Source organism: Hylemonella sp. GW821-FHT12C09, assembly GCF_058807395.1.
This window is the reverse complement of record NZ_JBXAQQ010000007.1, coordinates 75606-97099: the sequence shown is the minus strand read 5'-3', so window position 1 is coordinate 97099 and position 21494 is coordinate 75606. Positions and strand designations below refer to the sequence as shown.

Here is a 21494-nt window from a genome sequence, read left to right as displayed (position 1 = left end):
CCTCCCCCTCAGTTGCCGTAGAAGTTGACCGTGCGCGGCGTGTACGGCGTGCCGTCGCCCTGGAAGCGCCGACGTACCTCGCGCGCGCGCTCCTGCACCGCCACCTGCCGCGCCTGCTCCAGCGCCGCCGCTCGGTCCTGCGTGATTTGCAGTTGCTGGGCCTGCATCGCTTGGCGCGACTGCAGGGCCAGGAGCTGGTTGGTCGCCTGCATCGCTTGCAATGCACCCGTGGCCGACTGACTACGGTTCACCAAGTCCGTCAAGGTCCGCTCGTCCGATGTGAAGTTCTGCACTGCTTGCGACTGCACCTTGGTCGCGGTCCGCAGCGCTTCGAGCGAATGGGTCCAGCGCGTGCGCGCATCGGTCGCCATCTGCGTGCCAGAGATCGCCGCCGAATACGACTCGGGATACAGCCGACGGAAATCCGTCTCCATCTGCGCAACGTTGAAGGCCAGGCCCTGGCCCTGCTGAATCAACTGGTTCGTCGCCGACAGGGCGGCACGCAGCTCGTTGAGCGCGCTGAAATCCAGGCTGGTCAGATTGCGCGCCTGGTTCATCAGCGACTGCGCCTGGTTCTGCAGTTGCTTGATCTGGTTGTTGATCTGCTCAAGGGTGTTGGCGGCGGTCATGATGTTCTGCGCCAGATTCGTCGGGTCGATCACGACCCATTGCGCATGCGCGACGGGCACAAGCGCCATCAGCGACGCCGCAGCGGCGGCGAGTAGGTGTTTCTTCATGGTGAGTTCTCCTGAGGTGATAGGGGAAAGGACGGAAACGACGGGATGAGGTTGGCGGCCCAGTCGAGGCCGCGACTACGCAGCCAAGCCGCTGCGAAGTCCGGGGAGGCGGTGCCAGCGGACACTGCGTCCAGGGCTCGTTGGTCTTCGGGTGTGGAGGCGCCAGCGAAGGCCAGCGCCACCGGCCCAAGCCCAAGGTCGAAGACACGGTTGCCGAGCCGCGACTGGTAGTAGTAGTCCCGCATGGGCTGTGCGGTCGCGACGATCTCGATCTGCCGGCCGTTGAGCCCGAAGCCTTCGTAGATCACCCGAATCTGCGGCTCGGTCGCTTGCGGGTTCGGCAGGAAGATGCGGCTCGCGCAGCTCTCCACGATGGCCGGCGCAATGGTCGAGTCCTTGATGTCTGCGAGCGACTGCGTCGCGAAGATCACGGAAACATTCTTCTTGCGTAGCGTCTTGAGCCACTGCCTAACGCGAGAGGCGAACACGGGGTCATCGAGGAACAACCAGGCCTCATCGAGGATCAGCAAAGTCGGAGCGCCATCGAATCGTTCGTCGAGGCGCGCGAACAGGTAGCCCAGCACCGCCAGCACGGCCGCCTTGCTGTGCATCAGCTCTTCCATCTCGAAGCCCTGCACCGACGCGGAGCCGAGCCGGTCTACGTCGGCGTCTAGCAACTTGCCGTGGGCGCCACCCAGCACGTAGGGCTGCAGGGCTTGCCGCAAGGCGTTGGATTGCAGCAGCACTGACAGCCCGGTCATGGTGCGCTGCTCCACGGGCGCACTAGCCAGGCTGTTGAGCGCGGACCAGACGGCGTCTTTCTCGGGCGGGCTTACGGCGATCCCTTCCTGAATCAAGCGCCCTTCAATCCACTCGGCCGCCCAGGTGCGGTAGCGGTCCCGGTCGATGCGCGCCAAAGGCTGGAACGCGATGGCGCCGTCGGTGCCGAGGTCGTAGTGCTCGCCACCGAGCCCAAGGATGGTGGCTCGCATCGAGCGCCCCATGTCGAAGGCGAAGATGCGCGAACCCGGGTAGCGGCGGAACTGCATCGCCAGCGTGGCGAGCAGCACCGACTTGCCCATGCCGGTCGGCCCGACGATCAGGGTGTGACCCACGTCGCCGATGTGCGTGACCAACCGGAACGGCGTCGCACCGTCGGTGCGGGTGACGATCAAGGGCGGGCCGTCGAGATGTGCATTGCGCTCCGGCCCAGCCCACACGGCCGACACCGGCATCATGTGCGCCAGGTTCAGCGTCGAGACGATGGGCTGGCGCACGTTGGCGTAGGCATGGCCCGGCAGCGAGGACAGCCATGCGTCAACCGCATTCAGGGTCTCGGGAATGGTCACGAAGCCCCGTCCCTGAATCGCCCGTTCCACCGCGCGCAGCTTTTCGTCGGCTGCGGTCGCGTCGGCGTCGAGCACCGTCACTGTGGCCGTGACATAGCCGAAGGCCACTTGGTCGCCGCCCAGCTCTTGCAGCGCCGCGTCGGCGTCTGATGCCTTGTTGGACGCATCCGAGTCCACCAGCGGGCTCTCCTGCTGGAAGATCGTCTCGCGCAGCAACGCGACGATATTCTTGCGCTTGGCGAACCACTGGCGGCGCAGGCGGCGCAGTTCCTTCTCCGCTTCGGCCTTGTCCAGGCACAGGAAGCGCGTGCTCCAGCGGTAGGCAAAGCCCAGACGGTTCAGGTCATCCAGCAAGCCCGGCCAAGTCGATGCCGGAAACCCGCGTACCGAGAGCACCCGCAGATGCTGATTCCCCAGCATCGGCGCCAGGCCGCCCACCAATGGTTGGTCAGCCAGCAGCGCGTCCAGATGCATCGCCACCTCGGGCACGGCGACCGCATGCCGGCGCGTGGACACGCAGCCATGCAGGTAGGTGAGGGTCTGCGTGTCGTCAAGCCACGATGCCTCCGGCATCACGCCTTCGAGCAAGCCGAAAAGGCGTTCGGTTTCGGAGACGAACGCTTCAAGCCGTTCGCGCCAGTCCACACCCTCGGTGCGCTTGTTCTCGTACAGCAGCCGGGCGGCACGGGCCGTCGATTCCTCGGGCGGCAAGTACAGCAATGTCAGGTGGTAGCTGCTCTCGAAGTGACTGGCGTCCTCTTCGAACGCGGCGCGGCGTTCTTCATCGACCAGCCAGGACAGCGGCTCCGGGAAAACCGATTCTGGGTAGTCAGCGGCTTCACGGCGCTCGGCGTCCACGAACAAGGCCCAGCCGGAGCCAAGACGCCGCAGCGCGTTGTTGAGCCGCGCCGACGTAGCGATCAGTTCGCCCTGCGTCGCACTATCCAAATCCGGCCCGCGGAACCTTGCCGTGCGCTGGAATGAGCCATCCTTGTTGAGCACGACTCCCGGCGCCACCAGTCCGGCCCACGGCAGCCAGTCGGCCAGCAAGGCGGGGCGTTTGCGGTATTCGGTGAGGTTCAACATCGTGACCTCACACGTCCAGCAACTGCCGGTGCTTGATGTGGCGCGCGAAGACCTGCATGAACTGCGGGTCCAGGCGCGCACCCCACACAGCCAGCGAGTGCCCGACGATCCACAGCACGAGGCCGGGCAGCCAGAGCTGCAGGCCCAAGCCGACGGCGGCGGCCAGCGTGCCGTTGGCGATCGCCACCGTGCGCGGCGCACCGCCCAGCAGGATGGGCTCAGTCAGCGACCGGTGCAGCGGCACCTCAAAACCGGCGATGGTCCCGGTCGCGCTCATGCCATGACCGCCCCGCCCGTGAAGCTGAAGAAAGTCAGGAAGAAGCTGGACGCGGCGAAGGCGATCGACAGCCCGAACACGATCTGGATCAGCTTGCGAAAGCCGCCGCTGGTGTCGCCGAAGGCCAGCGCGAGGCCCGTGGCGATGATGACGATCACCGCGATGATCCGCGCCACCGGCCCCTGGATGGATTCGAGCACCGATTGAAGCGGCGCCTCCCAGGGCATGTTCGAGCCCGCTGCGTGCGCGGGAAGCGCCACGGCCAGCAGCAGTGCAGCCGTCGCAGCAATGTGCAGAAACGGTTTTACGGGAATACGTGCAGTCGTCATGAGGGATCTCCTGTGGAGGAAGGGTTGGACGGAGGAAGGGACGGGAAGGAGGACAGCTCGGCATCGAGCTGGTAGCCGTGGCTGTCGTGGCCGATGACGCGGGCGATCTCGCGCACGCGGCGCGAGCGGCCGCGGCCGGCGATGAAGACGATGACGTTGACCGCCTCGGCGATCAGGACGCGCGGGACGGTCACCGACACCTCTTGCACCAATTGCTCCAGACGCGTGAGTGCGCCGTGCGCCGAGCCGGCATGCACGGTGGCGATGCCGCCGGGGTGTCCGGTACCCCAGGCCTTGAGCAGGTCGAGTGCTTCGGAACCCCGCACCTCGCCGACAACAATGCGGTCCGGTCGCAGCCGCAAGGTGGCGCGCACCAGGTCGGCCATGCTGCTCACGCCCGGTTCGGTGCGCATGCCCACATGGTCGTCGGAGCGGCACTGAAGCTCTACCGTGTCCTCGAGGATCAGCACACGGTCGCGCGTCTCTGCGATCTCGTCGAGCAAGGCATTGGCCAGCGTGGTCTTGCCGGTGCTGGTGCCGCCCGCGATGACGATGTTCAGGCGCTCGCGCACCGCGCGGCGCAGGAACGCCGCCTGGTCCTCGGTCATCACGCCGTCGGCCACGTAGTGGGCGAGCGTCATGACGCGCAGCGCCCGCTTGCGGATCGCAAACGACGGCGCACGCACAACGGGCGGCAGCACGCCCAGGAAGCGTTCACCCGTCTCGGGCAATTCGGCCGACAGAATCGGTGCACCCGCATGCACCTCGGTGCGTACGTGCGCGGCCACCAGCCGGATGATCCGCTCGGCCACGGCCGGCGGCAGCGCCGCGCCGGTGGCTTCGCGGCCAGTGCCGAGCCGATCCACCCAAAGCGAGCCGTCCGGGTTCAGCAGCACTTCGACGACTTCGGGGTCCTCCAACGCCGCCGCGATCTCCGGCCCCATGGCTGTGCGCAGCATGCGGATGCGCCGCTCCAACGAGGCGTCCATGGCGTTCGGATCAGGCAGGTTCACGAGGAACCTCCAATGGCGTCGGCACCGGTCCCCGACTGGGCATGCGCCTGCGGCGGGTCAGCTTCAGCGGGTCCAATGTCCTCATGGACTTCGCGCACGAGGCTGCGCCCGCGCTGGATGTGGCGCGCGAGCTGTTCGATGAACTGCACGTAGCGGGCGCGCCCCTGCGCGCGAGCGGCTTCCTGCTGTCCCTCGGGCACAGGGATCGAGACCGTCAGGAAATAGCGGATGTAAAGCGCCACCGTCTCGATCAGCACGTTCTGGTCGCGCTCCAGGCGGTCGAACTGCCGAGAAAGCCGGTCCAGGCGTTTGGCGATGGCGGCCTCGCGCTGGTCCTCGCCGTCAGGTGAGAGGAACGAGGCCAGCGCCGCAGCGATCACGGCGGACTTCGACACGCCCTTGTGCGCCGCGATCTGGTCCAGACGCTTCGCGTGCTCCGGCTCGATGAAGATGTTCAGCCGGGCGCGGGTCATAGCGCGATCCCGTCATCAGGGTCCAGTGCGGCCAAACGCGCGGCGCGCATCAATTGCCGGTCCACGTCTTGCGGCCGCAGCGGGACGTCGGCTTCGTCATCAAGCACCAGCAGGCCCTCGCCGTCAGGCACCGAGGGCGCATCGGCGGTGAGATCCAGTTCCGGTTTGACCTGGTGGCCACCCTCGTCGGCAAGGCCGCCCGCATCGCCGCCAGAGGAAGTCGACAGTGCCGCCAGGGGTGGCAATCCGCTCCAGTCGTCCGAGCGCGTCGCGGGACGGTCCGCGTACGCGCCGGCAACCAGCACGGGCGCGGGCAGGACGCGCGTGGTGAAGTTCCGGTCCTGGTAGTACCGCAGCTTCTTCGCCTTGATCGGCGGATGGCCGGAGACCATCACCACCGCGTCGTCCGGCGGCAACTGCATCACCTCGCCAGGCGTGAGCAGCGGACGGGCCGTCTCCTGGCGCGACACCATGAGGTGGCCGAGCCATGGCGCGAGTCGGTGTCCGGCGTAGTTGCGCTGGGCGCGCAGCTCGGTCGCCGTGCCAAGCGCCTCGGAGATGCGCTTGGCCGTGCGCTCATCGTTCGTCGCGAACGCGATGCGCACGTGGCAGTTGTCCAGAATCGAATGGTTTTGGCCGTAGGCCTTGTCGATCTGGTTGAGCGACTGGGCGATCAGGAAGGCACGCAGGCCGTAGCCGGCCATGAATGCCAGCGCCGACTCGAAGAAATCCAGCCGCCCAAGCGCAGGGAACTCGTCCAGCATCAGCAGCAGCTTGTGCTTGCGCGCAATGCCGTCCGAGCCGTCCAACGACTCCGTCAATCGCCGGCCGACCTGGTTGAGGATCAGCCGGATCAGCGGCTTGGTCCGGCTGATGTCCGAGGGCGGAACGACCAGGTAGAGCGAGACCGGGTGCGCGGCCGAGATCAGGTCGGCGATGCGCCAGTCGCAGCGCGACGTGACTTCGGCCACTGTCGGGTCGCGGTACAGGCCCAGAAAACTCATTGCGGTAGACAGCACACCCGAGCGCTCGTTGTCGCTCTTGTTCAGCACCTCACGCGCGGCTGAAGCGACGACGGGATGGACCTCTTCACCTAGATGCCCGGTGGTCATCATCCGGTGCAGCGTCACCTCGAATGGGCATGCCGGATCGGACAGGAAGTTGGCCACGCCGCGCAGCGTCTTGTCTGCGCCGGCGTAGAGCACGTGCAGAATGGCCCCCACCAGCAATGCATGGCTGGTCTTCTCCCAGTGGTTGCGCCGCTCCAGCGCGCCTTCCGGATCGACCAGGATGTCAGCGATGTTCTGCACGTCCCGGACTTCGTGCATGCCGCGCCGCACCTCGAGCAGCGGGTTGTACGCCGCCGACTTCGCGTCGGTCGGATTGAACAGGAGGCAATGCGAGGACCGCGCGCGCCATCCCGCGGTGAGGTTCCAGTTCTCGCCCTTGATGTCGTGAATCACTGCCGAGCCTGGCCAAGACAGCAACGTCGGCACGACCAGGCCCACACCCTTGCCGGAGCGCGTTGGGGCAAAGGCCATCACGTGCTCCGGCCCTTCGTGGCGTAGGTAGTCGGCGTCCTTGTGCGCGGTCTTGCCAAGGAACACGCCTGCAGGCCGTGTCAGGCCAGCTTCGGTGATCTCCTCACGCTCGGCCCATCGAGCGGAACCGTAAGTTGTGACCTGCTTGGCCAACCGGGAGCGCCAGACCGCCATGCCGATGGCCGCGGCGGTGGCGAGCATCCCACTCGACGCGGCGATGACCCCGCCGCGCTCAAATACCTTGGGTGCGTAGGCATCAAAAAAGTACCACCACTCGAAGAGCTTCCACGGCTCATACACCGGCAGGCCCGAAACGTCGAACCACGGTGGCCCCAGCCTGGCCTGGTGGCCCAGCGCATACGCCGTCCACTGCGTGCCAGTCCATAGGCCGCCTAGGGCGACACCCAGTACCACAACAATCTGTCCGAACAAAATGCCGGTCGCACCCCGGGTCGGCATGGGCATCTACTCCTTCGCGTCTTGATTCCTGCGCGCGCGTGCCACAACGCACCGCTTGCCCGAGTCTGGAATCGAGTCGCCAAACCGCACACCCATCGGGGCGTGATGGAGCGTGGTGAGGAGTACGCCGACGGAAATCGCCGCCTCGGACTGGATGAAATGCAGGCGCTTCAGCCCGGCAAACTCATCAGCGGCTATTAGCATCGCGAGTTATTCGCGATATGTCTAAAGCCGATGACGCCAAATTGCGCACCACCGCTGCGACAGTTGTAACGATCACTACAAAGTTTTCGCGTTCGCAACGAAACGTTGTAACGCTTCGGGTAAGCCAAAGCGCTGATGCTTGTGCAGCACGAACGTTGTGATGCGCTCATCCTCCCTCAGCGGCACGGCCAACACGTCGCTGCGGCACAGCGTCGCGATGTGGCCCCCATCTGCGAGGCCGACGGCCAGGCCTGCGGCGACTCGTGTGACGTAGCCGGTCAACGTACTAGCTTCTCCCGCGAGTGTGGGTGTTGTCGTGTGCCGCTGCACGATGGCCCGCATCTGCTGAAGAAGACCTGGCTGCCGTTCGGCATGACAAGAAAGTAGCGGAAAGGCCAGCAGTTCGGCAATGGGAAGCACTGTATGGGACGCTAGTTCGTGCCCCGTAGGAAGCAGTGCCATGACCGGGTAGCTCCACGCTGGCTGTTGCGCAATGGCGTCGTTGTCCGGCAGGCCGAAGGAAAAACCGGCATCCAGCTCCTCACGCTCCAGTGCGTTCGCAAGCTCGGAAGCGCGCATCTCCATCAACTCCAGCGGAACCTCCGGCGTCGACTTGCGCCATTGGATGAAGCACTCGGACAACTTCGGCTGTGCGATGCCATCCGCTATGCCTATGCGCAGTGGTGCGCGGAAACGGGCGTCTGTCTCGCGCACGGCGCGATAGGCGCGTTCGATGCGGATGAAAACCTTGCGTGTCTCTTTCAGTAGGCGCAAACCGGCAGGGGTCAGATGTAGCTTGCGAGGTCCACGAACGAACAACTGCAAGCCAAGCCGGTCTTCGAGATCACGGATGGTTCGTGAGAGCGGGGTTTGATCAATGTGAACGCGTTCCGCAGCACGACGGAAATTGAGTTCCTCTGCAACAGCGACGAAGTAGCGAAGGTGTCGTATCTCGATCATCGGCACTTCCTCGGCCAGCTACTAGGAGGGGCAGAGCAGCGCTCCCGAGAAGCACGACGAGCGAAGTGACGAGGCGTGACAGAGACAGCAATGCGGATCATGGTCCTTTCCTCCTTTCAGTAGTTCCTTTCCAAGTGCCGGCCTCTTCGTGCCCCGTTGATTCATTTCTGACTGCATGCCGGTTGACGCTCGACTTCAACTGTTGACGGATCCTGCCGGCACACGAGTCGGTGGCCCTCGCCACTGCCGAGGATCTCGACGGGCGCTCGATGCGGCTGCAAAGGGCTTCAAGACAGGGCGCAAGGTCTCTGCCTTCGAGCACAGCCAATTGCCGCGACGCGCGGCCGGAATCAATGATGGCTTCATTCGATCACGAGAACGCACATTCGATTCGGTTCCTAAAACTAGACGGTGGCGATGCGCAACAGGTTGGTGGTGCCGGCCCTTCCGAACGGCATGCCAGCGATGATCACGAGCGTCTGGCCGGGACTCGCGAAGTGCTCCCGCTGGGCCACCGCGCAGGCGGTGCTGGTCGACTGCGCGACATCAGCCACGTCCGCGATGTGCACCGAGTGCACGCCCCAGACCAGCGTGAGCCGGCGCGCTGCCTCCAGGCTCGGGGTGAGGCTGAGCACCGGTGCTTCAGGACGCTCGCGTGCCGCCCGCAGGCTGGTGAGACCGGAACTGGTGAAGCAGACGATGGCGGCCGCCTTGAGCAGCGAAGCCGCGTGCCGCATGGCGCAGCACACCGCCTGCGCAGCGTCCGATTTCCCCGGCACGGCAGGGGTGTGCGAGGCGTCGATCAGTTGCCGGTACAGCGGATCGGCTTCGGTGCCTTCGATGATGCGGTTCATCATCGCGACCGCGGCGACGGGGTGCTTGCCGGCGGCCGATTCGGCGGAGAGCATGACGGCGTCCGAACCGTCGTAAATCGCCGTCGCGACGTCGGAGGCCTCGGCCCGCGTCGGGACCGGGCTTTCGATCATGGATTCCAGCATCTGGGTGGCGACGATCACCGGCTTGCCGGCGGCGCGGCAAGCGCGCACCACGCGCTTCTGAATGGCGGGCACCTGTTCGGCCGGCATCTCCACGCCGAGGTCACCCCGGGCCACCATCACGGCGTCGGTCTGCGCGATGATTTCGTCTAGGCGGTCGATCGCAGACGGCTTCTCGAGCTTGACGACGATGCGCGCCCGATCGCCGATGAGTGCTCGTGCCTCGGTGACGTCTTCGGGCCGCTGGACAAAGGACAACGCGATCCAGTCCACGCCGAGATCGAGTGCGGTCTGCAGGTCTCGCAGATCCTTGGGCGTCAGCGCCGAGATCGGAAGCAGCACGCCGGGTACGTTGACGCCCTTGCGCTCCGACAGGCGGCCGCCCACCAGCACGCGGGTGACCGCGCTCTCCCGGTCGCACTGTTCCACCTTCAGGCGCAGGCGGCCATCGTCAAGCAGCAGTTCTGCGCCGGGCACGAGCGCCGCGAAGATCTCGGGATGCGGCAAGTTGACCCGCTCGGCGTTGCCTGGATGGGCGTCGAGATCGAGCCGGAAAGTCTGGCCCTCGACCAATTGGATCGGGCCGTCGGCAAAGGTGCCGACCCGCAACTTGGGCCCTTGCAGGTCGGCCAGCACGCCGATCGGATGCCCGGTCTCCGCCTCCAGTTCGCGCAGGATCACCATGCGCGCCGCATGGTCCGCGGAGAGGCCGTGGCTGAAGTTGAGCCGGAACACGTCCACACCTGCGTGGAACAGGTTGCGGATGGTCTCGCGGTCGCTGCTGGCGGGGCCCAGCGTGGCGACGATCTTGGCGCGGCGGTTGCGATGTATGGGCATGGTGAGGGTCTCTTGAGGGATCAGCGCCGCGCGTTTGCGTCGCTTGGGTGCTGCGGGTTTCTTGCCCCGGCATCGATGAAGATGGCGCGGAAGTCGTTCACGTTGGTACGTGTGGGTCCGGTGACCACGGACGCGTTCAGGGCCTGGAAGAAACCGTGGCCGTCGTTGTCGGCAAGCGAGTCCGCAGGGTTGCGACCGAGCGCCCAAGCACGCGACAGCGTGTGCGGATCGATCTGCGCACCGGCGATGTCTTCGGAGCCATCGACGCCGTCGGTGTCGCCCATCAGGGCGTGGATGCGCGGATGGCCGTCGAGCGCAATGGCCATCGACAACAGGCACTCCACATTGCGTCCGCCTCGGCCCTGGCCGCGCAGGGTGACCGTCGTCTCGCCGCCGGACAGAAGCACGCAGGGCGGGCTGAAGGGCTGCGCATGCGCGGCCGTGTGCAGCGCGATGCCGGCGAGCACCTTGCCCACGTCGCGCGCTTCACCCTCCAGGGCGTCGCCCAGGATGAATGCGCCAACACCGGCCTCCCGGGCCACTGAGGCGGCGGCTTCCAACGCCAGCTGTGGCGTGGCCACCATCCGGATCTCGTTGCGCGCGAGGCGCGGGTCGCCCGGCTTGACCGATTCGGCGCGACCACTGTCCAGCGCAGCCTGCGCGGCTGGCGGCAGGGCTATGCCGTAGCGCCGCGCGATGGCGAGTGCATCTGCACAGGTGGTGGGATCGGCCGCTGTGGGCCCCGAGGCGATGTCCATAGGCCGGTCGCCGGGCACGTCGGACAGCAGCAGCGTGATGACGCGCGCAGGATGGCAGGCTGCGGCCAGCCGGCCACCCTTGATCGCCGATAGATGGCGGCGCACGCAGTTCATCTCGCTGATCGTCGCGCCGCTGGCGAGCAGCGCGCGGTTCACGGCCTGCTTGTCCTCGAGCGTCAGGCCTTCGAAGGGCAGGGGCAGCAGCGCCGACCCACCGCCCGAGATCAGGCACAGCACGATGTCCTCGGGCCGCAGGCCGTCCACCACCTCGAGCATGCGCTGCGCGGCGCGCAGCCCGGCGGCATCGGGCACCGGATGGGCCGCCTCGACAATCTCGATGCGGGAGCAGGGCGCACCGTAGCCGTAGCGCGTGACCACCAAGCCCGACAGGGGACCGTTCCAATGGGCTTCGACCGCCTGGGCCATGGCGGCCGATGCCTTGCCCGCACCGATCATCACCAGCCGGCCGCCCTGCAGCTCTTGCGGCTGCGGAAGGTGGGGCGGCACGTACAGCGCCGGCTGGGCAGATGCGACGGCCGCGTCGAACATGCGGCGCAGCAATGCCGCCGGCGCGGATGTCGTCATGCCTTCTGGCCGATCTCGATGTTCGCGAGCTTCTCGAGCGCGCGCACCAGCGCCGAATGGTCCCAGCCCTTGCCGCCATGCGCGGCGCAGGCGTTGAAGAGCTCCTGCGCCATGGCCGTGTTGGGCAGCGACACGCCCAGCGCGCGGGCACTTGCCAGGGCCAGGTTCAGGTCCTTCTGGTGGAGCTCGATGCGGAAGCCGGGTTCGAAGGTGCGCTTGATCATGCGCTCGCCATGCACCTCGAGGACCTTGCTGGAGGCGAACCCGCCCATCAGCGCCTGGCGCACGCGGGCCGGGTCGGCGCCGGCGCGTGCGGCGAACAGCAGCGCCTCGCCCACCGCCTGGATGTTCAGCGCGACGATGATCTGGTTGGCCACCTTGGCGGTCTGCCCGTCGCCGTTGCCGCCCACGAGCGTGATGTTCTTTCCCATCAACTCGAACAGTGGCTTGATGCGCCCGAACACGGCCTCGTCGCCGCCGACCATGATGGACAGCGTCGCGTTCCTGGCGCCGACCTCGCCGCCGGAGACCGGGGCATCGAGGTAGTCGCAACCCTTCGCATTGATCTTCTCGGCGAAGGTCTTGGTCGCGATCGGCGAGATCGAGCTCATGTCGACCACGGTCTTGCCCTTGCCGAGGCCGGCGGCGATGCCGTTCTCCGAGAACAGGGCCGCTTCGACGTCGGGCGTGTCCGGCACCATCGTGAAAATGATGTCGGCGCGCTCGGCGACGCCGCGCCCGTTCAGGCACTGCGTTGCGCCGGAGTCGGCGATCTCCTGGGGCATCTTGCCCAGGGTGTAGACGAACAGCTGGTGGCCCGCCTTGATGAGATGGCCGGCCATGGGCGCGCCCATGATGCCGAGGCCGACGAAGCCGATCTTGAGCGTGGGGAAAGTGGAAGTCACGAATATCTCCTTGGTATCGAATGAGGTTGCTTACTGCGCGAATTGCTGGCGCCAGCCCAGGCCGGCTTCGGTCGTCGCGGCCGGCTTGTACTCGCAGCCGATCCAGCCCGCGTAGCCGAGGCGGTCCAGTAGGGCGAAGAGAAAGGGGTAGTTGATCTCGCCGGTGCCGGGCTCGTTGCGGCCCGGGTTGTCGGCGAGCTGCACGTGTCGGATCAGTGGGAAGTACTTCTGCAGCGTTGCAGCCAGCTCGCCCTCCATGCGCTGCGCGTGATAGATGTCGTACTGCAGGAATGCGTTGTCCTCGCCGACCTCGACGAGGATGCTGGCTGCCTGCACGGTGTGGTGCAGATAGAAGGCCGGGATGTCGAGGGTGTTGACGGGCTCGATCAACAGGTTCAGTCCGGCCTTCTTGAGTTCTCGCGCGGCAAAGCGCAGGTTGTCGACGAAGGTCTGGCGCAGCACGCCTTCCGGCACGCTGGTCGGAGCCTTGCCGGCCAGGCAGTTGAGCTGCGTCACACCGAGCGCGCCTGCGTACGCGATGGCGCGTGCGACACCGGTGCGGAACTCGTCGATCCGGTCTGGCAGGCAGGCGATGCCGCGCTCGCCCGCCTCCCAATCGCCCGCGGGCAGGTTGTGCAGGACCAGCGTGAGGCCGTTGGCATCGAGCCGGCTGCGGATCTCCTGGGCCGGCCAGGCGTAGGGGAAGAGGAACTCGACAGCCTTGAAGCCGGCCTTGGCTGCGAGCTCAAAGCGATCGAGGAAAGGAACCTCCGTGAAGAGCATGGTGAGGTTCGCCGCGAAACGAGGCATGGTGATACTCCGTGGTTGTATGAATCAAGGCGAAGTCCCGCTGCGGCCGCAAGGGCCCCGCCGGAACTGGCGTCGAATGGCCGGCCTACTCGAGCAGGCCGGCTTCCGCGAGGCCCTTGACGCCCTCGGGATGGCGGCAGTCGATCTCCTCGAATTCGACGATGTTGTCGATCTCGGTGCCCATCGCGATGTTGGTGACGCGCTCGAGGATCACTTCCACGACGACCGGCACCCGGTGCTTGCGTGCGAGCACCTGCGCCTCGCGCAGTGCGTCCTGCAACTTGGCGGGATCTGTCACCCGGATCGCCTTGCAGCCCAGCCCAAGGATGACCTGTACGTGGTCGACGCCGTAGCCTTGCAGCTCGGGATCGGTGACGTTCTGGTTCTCGAAGGCCAGCTGCACGCAGTAGTCCATCTCGAAGCCGCGCTGCGCCTGCCGGATGAGACCCAGATAGCTGTTGTTGACCAGCACCTGCACATAGGGCAGGTTGAACTGCGCGCCCACGGCCAGCTCTTCGACCATGAACTGGAAGTCGTAGTCGCCGGACAGGCCCACGACCGTCTTTTGCGGATCGGCCGCGACCACGCCGAGCGCCGCCGGGATGGTCCAGCCCAGCGGCCCGGCCTGGCCGCAGTTGATCCATTGGCGTGGGCCGTAGACATTCAAGAACTGCGCGCCCGCGATCTGGGACAGGCCGATGGTGGACACGTAGATCGCATCGCGCCCGAAGGCCGCATTCATCTCGGCGTACACGCGCTGCGGCTTGACCGGCACGTTGTCGAAGTCGGTCTTGCGCCGCATCAGCTTCTTGCGCTCTGCGCAGCGGCCGGCCCATTCGCCGTAGTCCTTCAGCTGGCCGGCCGTCTTGCGCTCGCGGGCGACCTGGACGAACAGCTCCAGCGCCGCCTTGGCATCGGACACGATGCCCAGATCGGGGTTGAAGATGCGTCCGATCTGCGTCGGCTCGATGTCGACGTGGACGAACTTGCGGCCCTTCGTGTAGGTCTCCACGGAACCCGTGTGCCGATTGGCCCACCGGTTGCCGATGCCCAGCACGAAGTCGCTGGCCAGCAGCGTGACGTTGCCGTAGCGGTGGCTGGTCTGCAGACCGCACATGCCTGCCATCAGCGGGTGATCGTCAGGGATCGTGCCCCAGCCCATCAGCGTCGGGATGACCGGCACGCCGGTCAGTTCGGCGAGCTCGACCAGCAACTCAGAGGCATCGGCGTTGATGATGCCACCGCCTGCCACGATCAACGGCTTGGACGATTCCACGAGCATGTCGAGCGCCTTCTCGATCTGTTTGCGCGTCGCTGCGGGTTTGTACACGGGCAGCGGCTCGTAGGTATCGATGTCGAACTCGATCTCGGCCATCTGCACATCAAAGGGCAGATCGATCAGCACCGGGCCGGGTCGTCCGGATCGCATCAGGTGAAAAGCCTGCTGGAAGGCGCGCGGGACGAGCGCAGGTTCGCGAACCGTCACTGCCCACTTGGTCACCGGCTTGGCAATGGACTCGATGTCGACAGCCTGGAAGTCTTCCTTGTACAGGCGAGCGCGGGGCGCCTGGCCCGTGATGCACAGAATCGGGATGCTGTCGGCGCCGGCGGAGTACAGACCTGTGATCATGTCCGTGCCAGCGGGACCGCTGGTGCCGATGCACACGCCGATGTTGCCGGCCTTGGCGCGTGTGTAGCCCTCGGCCATGTGTGAGGCCCCTTCGACGTGCCGCGCCAAGACGTGGGCGATCGACTGCCGCTCACGCAACGCTGCATAGAAGGGGTTGATCGCGGCGCCGGGTACACCGAACGCCTGCGAGATACCTTCCTTTTCCAACACCAACACTGCGGCCAAAGCCGCCTTCATCTTTGCCATGTGATTCTCCTGCCGAGTCAAGGTCTGTAAGCCGAGATCAATAGTCCCTGCTTCATCGATCACATGGAAGGCATATTGATTGAATGACGTTTATTCCACCATAGAATACCCAACTCGAATAAGTCGAGCATCTAATCCTGCATGGACCGAATACAAGCGCTTCGCCTGTTCACGCGGGTCGTGGACCTGGGCTCATTTAGTCGGGCAGCCTCGGAATTGGGCATTGGTCAGCCTGCTGCAACGAAGCAGGTGGCACGCATGGAGAAGGAACTCGGCGCACGGCTGCTGCATCGCTCTACGCAGGGCGTGACGCCGACCGAAGTGGGAACTCTTTACTACGAAAAGTGCAAGATCATCGTGCACCACGATGAGGAAGCGCGCTCCGTGGCGATGCTGATGCAGTCACAGATTCAAGGTGTTTTGCGAATCAGTGCATCAATCGCATTTGGCCGGCGCGTGTTGGCGCCGATGGTGCTGAACTTCATGCGGACCCATCCTCGCGTGCAGATCGAACTCAGCTTTGATGATCGGTATGTAAACTTGATAGAACAAGGCGTGGATGTGGCGATCAGAATGGGCAGGCTAGCCGATTCATCGCTTGGCTCTACATATCTAAGCGTGAGTCCGTGGCTGGCTGTGGCGGCTCCAGGGTACTTGCAGAAGAGAGGCATTCCGATCATGCCAGATCAACTGGGCACGCACGATGCACTTGTCTACAGCACAGCGCAAGGAGATGCCATTTGGCACTTTACAGGCGATCACAAGAAGACGTTGGCAATTCCAGTGACCGGACGCTTGCGGTCGAACAACTTGTCGGTTTTGCTTGGCGCCGCATGTGACGAACTTGGCGTAGCTGTCTTGCCGCACTACGTGGCTAGTGATGCGCTGCTCAGCGGCGAGATTGTCTCAATTCTGGACGATTGGAGGCTACCAATTCAGGAAGTGCATGCGGTGTATCCCTCACCAAGGATGGTGCCAGCGAAAGTGCACGAACTCGTCGCCTGGCTCAAAGGGACGTTTACGGACAACTGGTGGCGCTCTGGTGTGCGTGACCTACGTTCAATCGCGGCCGCACCAGGTGGCGGCGATCGCACACAGACGCAAGAAGCGGCTTTAACGGGTGCTATAGTTTCAATGCGTTCAACGTAGTCAATCCTGAGCCTACGCGCGCCGTGCGAAGTTCGCGTTCCTAAAACACATTGCATAACCTTGACGAACGATGCGTTCAAACGCCTTCCTAAGGGACTTGCAATTTGCATTCTGAAGACGGCTGGATCGCAGAGGCGGCTCTGCTGGAATCTTGCGGAGCCTAGCTTGCCTCGACGCTCATGCAGCTTTCGGCGAAGTTGCCGATGGCGTTAGCAATCGGTTGCTCGGTCGGCAACACAGCCATGCTGACGCGTTTTGTCAACGACAGCTGCATCGGGACGCACAACAACACGGCCGAGCACGCTCTGCGCTTACTAGCAATGGGCGGAAAATTGCACTGGCAATCGGACGTCAAGGGCCAGGGCGTCTAAGTAATCCTTCAAACCACAATTGCAAGATTAGCTTTATACGAGGCTGCACGGCTCGCGTAGTCTGCCGCGCTAGCAAGCAACTTGGCAACGTCTTCATCACGAAGTTGACGCACCACTTTGGCAGGTGCACCCAAGATGAGCGAACGATCAGGAAAGACTTTGCCCTCTGTAACGATAGCGCCGGCGCCGACAAGGCTATTCTTCCCAATTATGGCCCCGTTCAATATAACCGCTTGAATGCCGATCAGCGTTCCCTCCCCGATAGTGCAACCGTGCAACATCGCCTGATGGCCGACTGTGACGTTAGCGGCTATTGTTAACGGAAATCCGGGGTCGGCGTGCAGCACAGCGCCCTCCTGAACATTGCTCGCGTCGCCGACTTCGATCGGCTCGTTGTCGCCGCGCACTACGGCACCGAACCAAACGCTCGCACGTTCGCCCAGTTTGACTTGGCCGATCACCGTCGCCTCGTTTGCGACGAAGGCTGAACGTGGAATTTTCGGCTCGTAACCGCCAATACGGTAAATAGTCATATGTATGCTTGAAGGTTAGTGCTGCTGCAGTCGCGAATCTCAAGTACTTGAGCAGTTTGATTTAGCCGTTCGACGACCTTGCTTGTTTGCTGGATCCCAACGAGCACGAGCGCTTGCACGCCAGAGGCGCATAACATGCCGTCTTCTCCAGAATCAACGCAGCTAGCGCCTTTCGTCCCTGCCGTGCTTAACTCTTGCTGTTTGAAATGCAAATCGATCGTACAAGATTGACGCTTGTTCGGAAGTGTTGTCCAGCGCATTACCAATATTCTTCAGTGGAATACCAACAGCCCCCAACAGCCCGTCAAAATATGTTTTCAATGCCGCGGTCGAATTCAACCGCGTTCCGTCTCGTTTTGCGTAATGGGCTGGATGAGTCGTACCGGTCGCGTCGTTCGCCAGAAATTCGTTTGGCTTACGAGACATCAAGCTTGATTGCGCAAGAGTGCACCTTGGGATTCCTCCGGTTTCCCGGACACATCGAATGACCTGATGTGTTCAGGAGGCAGGTATAGCCAAGGACGAGACGGACCTTTACGGACGAGTTCGAATGCGTGAGCCGGTGAAGCTGGTCAAGCATCCAGGAGCGAGCCCGACATCCTCAACGCACATTTGACACCGGATTAGCCGAACTGGAAGGCTGGGGAATAGACTTCATCGGGGCCGCTGCAGTGCTGTCACGAAACACCATTTGTGCTTCGAATTGCGATTGTGCAAGCTTTGCTCCGGCCATTCCGCTGATTTTTGATGCCAACAAAGTTGCGGTCGTTTCTCCGATATATACAGGATTCGACTTCACGGTAGTTAAGGTCGGAGTGATCAGCTCCGCCAATTGCCAGTCACCGAATCCGGTAACAGAAACATTGTTGGGTACCGAAATATTAAGTGCATGGCATTCAGCGATTGCGGCCGCAGCTACAAGGTCATTGCTGCACATTAGCGCAGTAGGAGCGGCATTGCCCCGCAATAGCGTTCTCGTCGCATTACGAATCGAACTGGTTGTGTAATCCGTAGGGAGGACTTGATCGCCGTGAAGCGATATACCTGCACTGACCAAAGCATCTTTGATACCATCTAGACGCTGCTGCAATATATCCTGTAGTCCGAGCGGGCCTGGAAGCACGGCAAAATGCCGATGTCCAAGCTCTATCAAATGCTCCGTCAGATGGCGCATTGCCAGTCGGTTGTCATATCCAACAACGGAGTGCGATCCTGTAGGGTCGATCGCCCACATCAAAACATAGGGAATATTCTGGCGATGAATTAACGGGATCAATTCCGGATGATGCTGCGCGCCAATCATCACAAGTGCTTCAACCTGGCGTCCAAGAAGCGCGCGCGCGCACTTCATTTCAGTTTCAGCATTGTTCCGATGGCAAGTGAGCAAGACATTAAAGCCCTGATGGTTGAGTCGTTCCTCAAGAACGTCCACTGCTTTCGCATAAAGCTCGTTCATCAATGTCGGTACCAAAATCCCCACAGTAAGGGTTCTGCCGACACGAAGCCCGCGTGCGGAAGCAAACGGTACATAGCCCAGCTGCGAAATCGCCTGCTTAACCCGTCTTAGCGTATCCGGGTGCACTCGGTCTGGATCGGAGTAGCTCCGCGAGACGGTGGTGGTGGACACCCCCGCCAGCGCGGCCACTTGCTTGACGTTTATCATTCCTCATTATCACCACAGATGGCGTTGGCTTTTGCCACACACGGCCGTGCGTTGGGTGGCAAGACGGCTGATGATGAGTAGGGAGCTAACCCACACCATCGTCCTTCTGGACCGCCGCCGGCGTGGTGATAAGCATGGAACCCGGTTGCCGACGACTACTCTTCGCTGTTGGTTGCCACGAGCGCGGCGTCCAGCAGTTCGACCCAATGCCGCACCGGCACTATACTGCCGCTCTGCAAGTGCGCAATGCAACCGATGTTGGCCGAGGCGATGGCGCTGGGCTGCAGCAGCTGCAGGTGGCCGAGTTTGCGATCGCGCAACGGGTACGCAAGTTCGGGTTGCAATACCGAATAGGTGCCGGCGGAGCCGCAGCATAGATGCGCCTCGCTCTTCGCCACCTGCACGTCGAAGCCGAGCGCACGCAGGTTGACTTCGACCCCACCGCGCAGCTTCTGGCCGTGCTGCAGGGTGCAGGGCGGGTGGTAGGCCACCACTCCGGCCGGGGCCTTCACGCGAGACTTCAGCGTCGGCACTAGGTCGGGCAGCAGCTCGCTGAGGTCGCGCGTGAGTTCGCTGATGCGCCTCGCCTTCAGCGCGTGGGTCGGGTCGTCGCGCAGGATGTGGCCATATTCGCGCACGGTGACGCCGCAGCCCGAAGCGTTCATGACGATCGCCTCCACCTCGCTCCGCTCGACCAGCGGCCACCATGCGTCGATGTTGGCGCGCATCTGCGCCATGCCACCGTCCTGGTCGTTGAGGTGGAAACTGACCGCGCCGCAGCAGCCCGCCTCTGGCGCGATCAGGGTCTCGATGCCGGCCGCGTCGAGCACGCGCGCTGTCGCGCTGTTGATGTTGGGCATCATCGACGGCTGCACGCAACCGGCCAGCATAAGCACCTTGCGGGCATGTGTGCGCGTGGGCCAGCAGCCAGCGTCCTGCTTCGCGGGCACCTTGGCCTTTAGGACCTCGGGCAGCAGGCCGCGCACCGACTGGCCCAGCTTCATCGCGGGGCCGAACAGCGGCGACGGCAGGGCTTCCTTCAGCAGCCAGCGCGTGGCCGATTCGAGCGCCGGGCGCGGCACCTTCTGGTCGACGATCTTGCGGCCGATGTCGACCAGGTGCCCATACTGCACGCCGCTCGGACAGGTACTCTCGCAGCTACGGCAGGTGAGGCAGCGGTCGAGGTGCAACTGGGTTTTGCGGGTCGGCGCCTGGCCTTCCAGCACCTGCTTGATCAGGTAGATGCGACCGCGCGGGCCGTCGAGCTCGTCGCCAAGCAGCTGATAGGTCGGGCAGGTCGCGGTGCAGAAGCCGCAGTGCACGCACTTGCGCAGGATGGCTTCGGCTTCGCGGCCGTCGGCACTGTCGCGGAATTCGGGAGCGAGTTCGGTTTGCATGACGGCTGCGTTCTCAGTGGTGCGACGACACGGCGGTCGCGGCGTGGGGGGGGTGCCCTGCGGCCTCCGCGGCGGGCACCGCGCCGAGTCGGCGGCGGTCGAAGATGCAGTGCGGATCGAACTGCAGCTGCAGCGCGTGCTGCACGCGCGCCAGCACCGGCGCGAGCGGCTCGAAGCGCGGCACCGTGTGCGCGCCGCCGCCGGCCGGCGTGTGGAACAGCGTCGCATGGCCTCCTTGGGCCTTCGCCGCGGCGCGGATCGCCGCGTCGCTCTGCCCCGCCGCGCGCCGGTACCAACGCTGGCCGCCGTGCCATTCGATCCACGGGGCCTCGCCGTCGAGCGCGAGCACCGGTGCGGTCTGCGGCACCGACACGCGCCAGAGCGCCTGCCCCGCATCGCGCGCCTCGGCAAACCACGGGTGCTGCTGGTCACGCACCGACTGCCAGGCGGCTGCGGTGCGCTCGGGCGCCTGCCGCTCGCTGCCGAGGTGACGGCAGGCCGCCTCGACCGCCGCGACCGCGCCGCGCAGCCGCAGCGACAGGTAGCCCACGCCCGCGCGTTCGCGCCACAGGCTCGCGTTCAGCGGAAGCGGCTGGCCGCCCCAGGCGTTGAGCAGGCGCAACGCGTCGGCCTGGGTGCATTCGAACTCGAGCGTGGCCTCGGCCGGCGCCACCGGCAGCACCTTGAGGCTCACCTCGGTAACCACGCCGAGCGTGCCGAGCGCGCCGGCCAGCACGCGCGAGACGTCGTAGCCCGCGACGTTCTTCATCACCGTGCCGCCGAAGCGCAGCAGTTCGGCGCGGCCGTCGAGCAGCTCGATGCCGAGCACGTGGTCGCGCACCGCGCCGACGCTCGCGCGCGACGGGCCGCCGAGCCCGGCTGACAGCATGCCGCCGACCGTGCCGCCGGACGCGAAGCGCGGCGGCTCGAACGCGAGGCACTGGTCCGACTCGGCCAGCGCGGCCTCGAGTTCGTCGAGCGGCGTGCCGGCGCGCACGGTGACGACCAGCTCGCTCGGTTCGTAGCTCGTGATGCCAGCCAGCGGCCGCGTGTCGAGCACCTCGCCCACGGGCGCCTCGCCGTAGAAGTCCTTGGTGCCGCCGCCGCGGATGCGCAGCGTGGTGCCGTCGGTGGCCGCCGCGCGGACGCGCTCGGCCAGAGTTTGCAGAGATGTGTCCATCGCGCGG

19 protein-coding genes are annotated in these 21494 nt (G+C 64.6%); 2 read left to right on the top strand and 17 right to left on the bottom strand.

What is annotated here, in order from left to right; all coding sequences use genetic code 11:
• Positions 1 to 8 precede the first annotated feature (8 nt).
• The 13 genes from trbJ to gcl all read right to left on the bottom strand — a co-directional run bounded on the left by trbJ (position 9) and on the right by gcl (position 15194).
• Positions 9 to 737 (bottom strand): P-type conjugative transfer protein TrbJ, encoded by a 729-nt coding sequence (gene trbJ, locus AC1RRP_RS12890; protein WP_493036733.1) that lies wholly within the window; start codon positions 735 to 737, stop codon positions 9 to 11.
• Positions 734 to 3172: a conjugal transfer protein TrbE gene (gene trbE, locus AC1RRP_RS12885; protein WP_493036732.1), complete on the bottom strand. Its 2439-nt coding sequence runs from the start codon at positions 3170 to 3172 to the stop codon at positions 734 to 736. The genes trbJ and trbE overlap by 4 nt, the downstream gene beginning before the upstream one ends.
• A 7-nt stretch (positions 3173 to 3179) precedes the next feature.
• Positions 3180 to 3449, bottom strand: a complete 270-nt coding sequence (locus tag AC1RRP_RS12880; protein ID WP_493036730.1) for a VirB3 family type IV secretion system protein — start codon at positions 3447 to 3449, stop codon at positions 3180 to 3182.
• Positions 3446 to 3778 (bottom strand): TrbC/VirB2 family type IV secretion system protein, encoded by a 333-nt coding sequence (locus AC1RRP_RS12875; protein ID WP_493036728.1) that lies wholly within the window; start codon positions 3776 to 3778, stop codon positions 3446 to 3448. The genes AC1RRP_RS12880 and AC1RRP_RS12875 overlap by 4 nt, the downstream gene beginning before the upstream one ends.
• Positions 3775 to 4767 (bottom strand): P-type conjugative transfer ATPase TrbB, encoded by a 993-nt coding sequence (gene trbB / locus AC1RRP_RS12870; protein ID WP_493037090.1) that lies wholly within the window; start codon positions 4765 to 4767, stop codon positions 3775 to 3777. The genes AC1RRP_RS12875 and trbB overlap by 4 nt, the downstream gene beginning before the upstream one ends.
• A gap of 20 nt (positions 4768 to 4787) precedes the next feature.
• Positions 4788 to 5264, bottom strand: coding sequence for a CopG family transcriptional regulator (locus AC1RRP_RS12865; RefSeq protein WP_493036726.1), 477 nt, complete (start codon positions 5262 to 5264; stop codon positions 4788 to 4790).
• Positions 5261 to 7264 (bottom strand): conjugal transfer protein TraG, encoded by a 2004-nt coding sequence (locus AC1RRP_RS12860; protein WP_493037088.1) that lies wholly within the window; start codon positions 7262 to 7264, stop codon positions 5261 to 5263. Before AC1RRP_RS12860 ends, AC1RRP_RS12865 begins: the two co-directional genes overlap by 4 nt.
• A gap of 279 nt (positions 7265 to 7543) precedes the next feature.
• Entirely contained in the window at positions 7544 to 8428 is an 885-nt protein-coding gene (locus AC1RRP_RS12855; RefSeq protein ID WP_493036724.1) for a LysR family transcriptional regulator, read from the bottom strand.
• A gap of 404 nt (positions 8429 to 8832) precedes the next feature.
• Positions 8833 to 10254, bottom strand: a complete 1422-nt coding sequence (gene pyk, locus AC1RRP_RS12850) for a pyruvate kinase (protein WP_493037086.1) — start codon at positions 10252 to 10254, stop codon at positions 8833 to 8835.
• A gap of 26 nt (positions 10255 to 10280) precedes the next feature.
• The gene (locus AC1RRP_RS12845) at positions 10281 to 11603 is read right to left on the bottom strand and encodes a glycerate kinase type-2 family protein (protein WP_493036722.1); all 1323 of its coding nucleotides are present in this window, start codon (positions 11601 to 11603) and stop codon (positions 10281 to 10283) included.
• Positions 11600 to 12508: a 2-hydroxy-3-oxopropionate reductase gene (glxR, locus tag AC1RRP_RS12840; protein WP_493036720.1), complete on the bottom strand. Its 909-nt coding sequence runs from the start codon at positions 12506 to 12508 to the stop codon at positions 11600 to 11602. The genes AC1RRP_RS12845 and glxR overlap by 4 nt, the downstream gene beginning before the upstream one ends.
• 30 nt (positions 12509 to 12538) lie before the next feature.
• Positions 12539 to 13318, bottom strand: a complete 780-nt coding sequence (gene hyi, locus AC1RRP_RS12835; protein ID WP_493036718.1) for a hydroxypyruvate isomerase — start codon at positions 13316 to 13318, stop codon at positions 12539 to 12541.
• An 85-nt stretch (positions 13319 to 13403) separates the two neighbouring features.
• Complete coding sequence (gene gcl, locus AC1RRP_RS12830; protein WP_493036716.1) at positions 13404 to 15194, bottom strand: glyoxylate carboligase; 1791 nt, start codon at positions 15192 to 15194, stop codon at positions 13404 to 13406.
• A 141-nt stretch (positions 15195 to 15335) separates the two neighbouring features.
• Between gcl and AC1RRP_RS12825 the strand changes: the two genes are divergently transcribed.
• Both AC1RRP_RS12825 and AC1RRP_RS12820 read left to right on the top strand, forming a co-directional pair.
• Positions 15336 to 16343 (top strand): LysR family transcriptional regulator, encoded by a 1008-nt coding sequence (locus AC1RRP_RS12825; protein ID WP_493036714.1) that lies wholly within the window; start codon positions 15336 to 15338, stop codon positions 16341 to 16343.
• Between the two features lie 179 nt (positions 16344 to 16522).
• Positions 16523 to 16714 (top strand): IS66 family transposase, encoded by a 192-nt coding sequence (locus AC1RRP_RS12820; protein WP_493036712.1) that lies wholly within the window; start codon positions 16523 to 16525, stop codon positions 16712 to 16714.
• Positions 16715 to 16722: 8 nt separating this feature from the next.
• Here the strand turns inward: AC1RRP_RS12820 and AC1RRP_RS12815 are convergent, their stop codons facing one another.
• The 4 genes from AC1RRP_RS12815 to glcE form a co-directional block, all read right to left on the bottom strand.
• On the bottom strand, positions 16723 to 17247 hold the full coding sequence (locus tag AC1RRP_RS12815) for a gamma carbonic anhydrase family protein (RefSeq protein WP_493036710.1): 525 nt from the start codon (positions 17245 to 17247) through the stop codon (positions 16723 to 16725).
• A 601-nt stretch (positions 17248 to 17848) separates the two neighbouring features.
• Positions 17849 to 18910 carry a LacI family DNA-binding transcriptional regulator gene (locus tag AC1RRP_RS12810; RefSeq protein ID WP_493036708.1) on the bottom strand — a complete coding sequence of 354 codons (1062 nt, stop codon included), beginning with the start codon at positions 18908 to 18910 and terminating at the stop codon, positions 17849 to 17851.
• 155 nt (positions 18911 to 19065) lie between these two features.
• Positions 19066 to 20307, bottom strand: coding sequence for a glycolate oxidase subunit GlcF (gene glcF, locus AC1RRP_RS12805; RefSeq protein ID WP_493036706.1), 1242 nt, complete (start codon positions 20305 to 20307; stop codon positions 19066 to 19068).
• A 13-nt stretch (positions 20308 to 20320) separates the two neighbouring features.
• Positions 20321 to 21487, bottom strand: coding sequence for a glycolate oxidase subunit GlcE (glcE, locus tag AC1RRP_RS12800; protein ID WP_493036704.1), 1167 nt, complete (start codon positions 21485 to 21487; stop codon positions 20321 to 20323).
• Positions 21488 to 21494 lie beyond the last annotated feature (7 nt).

Excerpts from the sequence above, each read along its gene's own strand:
- trbJ (WP_493036733.1), bottom strand. The coding sequence starts at position 737 with ATGAAGAAACACCTACTCGCCGCCGCTGCGGCGTCGCTGATGGCGCTT.
- trbE (WP_493036732.1), bottom strand. The coding sequence starts at position 3,172 with ATGTTGAACCTCACCGAATACCGCAAACGCCCCGCCTTGCTGGCCGAC.
- AC1RRP_RS12880 (WP_493036730.1), bottom strand. The coding sequence starts at position 3,449 with ATGAGCGCGACCGGGACCATCGCCGGTTTTGAGGTGCCGCTGCACCGG.
- AC1RRP_RS12875 (WP_493036728.1), bottom strand. The coding sequence starts at position 3,778 with ATGACGACTGCACGTATTCCCGTAAAACCGTTTCTGCACATTGCTGCG.
- trbB (WP_493037090.1), bottom strand. The coding sequence starts at position 4,767 with ATGGACGCCTCGTTGGAGCGGCGCATCCGCATGCTGCGCACAGCCATG.
- AC1RRP_RS12865 (WP_493036726.1), bottom strand. The coding sequence starts at position 5,264 with ATGACCCGCGCCCGGCTGAACATCTTCATCGAGCCGGAGCACGCGAAG.
- AC1RRP_RS12860 (WP_493037088.1), bottom strand. The coding sequence starts at position 7,264 with ATGCCGACCCGGGGTGCGACCGGCATTTTGTTCGGACAGATTGTTGTG.
- AC1RRP_RS12855 (WP_493036724.1), bottom strand. The coding sequence starts at position 8,428 with ATGATCGAGATACGACACCTTCGCTACTTCGTCGCTGTTGCAGAGGAA.
- AC1RRP_RS12845 (WP_493036722.1), bottom strand. The coding sequence starts at position 11,603 with ATGACGACATCCGCGCCGGCGGCATTGCTGCGCCGCATGTTCGACGCG.
- hyi (WP_493036718.1), bottom strand. The coding sequence starts at position 13,318 with ATGCCTCGTTTCGCGGCGAACCTCACCATGCTCTTCACGGAGGTTCCT.
- gcl (WP_493036716.1), bottom strand. The coding sequence starts at position 15,194 with ATGGCAAAGATGAAGGCGGCTTTGGCCGCAGTGTTGGTGTTGGAAAAG.
- AC1RRP_RS12825 (WP_493036714.1), top strand. The coding sequence starts at position 15,336 with ATGGACCGAATACAAGCGCTTCGCCTGTTCACGCGGGTCGTGGACCTG.
- AC1RRP_RS12820 (WP_493036712.1), top strand. The coding sequence starts at position 16,523 with ATGCAGCTTTCGGCGAAGTTGCCGATGGCGTTAGCAATCGGTTGCTCG.
- AC1RRP_RS12815 (WP_493036710.1), bottom strand. The coding sequence starts at position 17,247 with ATGACTATTTACCGTATTGGCGGTTACGAGCCGAAAATTCCACGTTCA.
- AC1RRP_RS12810 (WP_493036708.1), bottom strand. The coding sequence starts at position 18,910 with ATGATAAACGTCAAGCAAGTGGCCGCGCTGGCGGGGGTGTCCACCACC.
- glcF (WP_493036706.1), bottom strand. The coding sequence starts at position 20,307 with ATGCAAACCGAACTCGCTCCCGAATTCCGCGACAGTGCCGACGGCCGC.
- glcE (WP_493036704.1), bottom strand. The coding sequence starts at position 21,487 with ATGGACACATCTCTGCAAACTCTGGCCGAGCGCGTCCGCGCGGCGGCC.